2 protein-coding genes are annotated in these 1,370 nt (G+C 72.1%); one reads left to right on the forward strand and one right to left on the reverse strand.

The genetic code is table 11. The features are described 5' to 3' along the window. Positions 1 to 20 precede the first annotated feature (20 nt). Positions 21 to 1,178 carry an ABC transporter substrate-binding protein gene (locus tag GTQ99_RS23295; protein ID WP_166618023.1) on the forward strand — a complete coding sequence of 386 codons (1,158 nt, stop codon included), beginning with the start codon at positions 21 to 23 and terminating at the stop codon, positions 1,176 to 1,178. A 65-nt stretch (positions 1,179 to 1,243) separates the two neighbouring features. Here the strand turns inward: GTQ99_RS23295 and GTQ99_RS23300 are convergent. Beyond that, the coding region (locus tag GTQ99_RS23300; RefSeq protein ID WP_166618024.1) for an aldehyde dehydrogenase family protein at positions 1,244 to 1,370 on the reverse strand (127 nt) is incomplete at its 5' end.

Below are 1,370 nucleotides of genomic sequence, written 5' to 3' on the forward strand. Positions count from 1 at the left end.
CGCACCCCCCGGAGGTCCTCGTGAGCCCCAGCCCCACCCGCCGCTCCGCCCTGCTCGCCGGTGCCGGCGGTGCGCTCGCCCTGTCCGCCGCGGCCTGCGGCAGCGCCGACCAGGAGGCCGCCGGGACCCCCGCGTCCGCCGGCGCCGGCGGCACTCCCGTCAAGCTGCAGCTGCAGTGGGTGACGCAGGGGCAGTTCGCCGGGTACTTCGCCGCGCTGGACCAGGGCTTCTACTCCGACGAGGGCCTGGACGTGGAGATCCTCGAGGGCGGTTCCGACATCGTCCCGCAGACGGTGCTCGCCCAGGGGCAGGCCGACTACGCGATCGCCTGGGTGCCCAAGGCGCTGGCCTCCCGCGAGCAGGGCGCCGCCATCACCGACGTGGCCCAGGTCTTCCAGCGCTCGGGGACCCTGCAGGTCTCCTTCGCCGACGCCGGGATCACCGACGTCGGCGGGTTGCGCGGCAAGAAGGTCGGCAACTGGGGCTTCGGCAACGAGTACGAGCTGTTCGCCGCCATGACCGCCGCCGGGCTGGACCCCAGCGCCGACGTCGAGCTGGTGCAGCAGCAGTTCGACATGCTCGGGCTGCTGCAGGGCGACATCGACGCCGCGCAGGCCATGACCTACAACGAGTTCGCCCAGCTGCTGGAGGCGACGAACCCGGCCACGGGGGCCCTCTTCACCCCCGGGGACTTCACCGTGCTGGACTGGAACGAGGTGGGCACCGCCATGCTGCAGGACGCGGTGTGGGCGAGCACCGACAAGCTCGCCGACAGCGCCTACCAGGAGCAGACCGTCAAGTTCCTCAAGGCCTCGCTCAAGGGCTGGGCGTTCGCCCGCGACGAGCCCGAGCAGGCCCGCGACATCGTCGTGGCCCGGGGTTCGACCCTGGGCGCCAGCCACCAGCTGTGGCAGGTCAACGATGTCAACAAGCTCGTGTGGCCGGCTCCCGGCGGTGCGGGCCTCATCTCCGAGGAGGCGTGGGAGCGGACGGTGCAGATCGCGATGGACACGCGCAACGCCGAGGGGCAGACGGTCATCACGACCGAGCCGGACGCGGACGCCTGGAGCAACGAGTACGTGCAGCAGGCGCTCGACGAGCTGGCGGCCGAGGGCGTGGACGTGACGGGTTCCTCGTTCGCGCCGCTGGCGGTGACGCTGACCGAGGGCGGCGCCTGACCCACCGGACGCGGACGTGCCCGGTCCCCGCCGGCGGGCGGCGGGGACCGGGCACGCGCGGTGCGTCAGGACTCGATGTTGGCCATCACGTGCTTCAGGCGCGTGTAGTCCTCCAACCCGTACACCGACAAGTCCTTGCCGTACCCCGACTGCTTGAACCCCCCGTGCGGCATCTCCGCCACCAACGGGATG

The sequence above is a fragment of the Kineococcus vitellinus genome, assembly GCF_009906315.1.
GTDB lineage: Bacteria > Actinomycetota > Actinomycetes > Actinomycetales > Kineococcaceae > Kineococcus > Kineococcus vitellinus.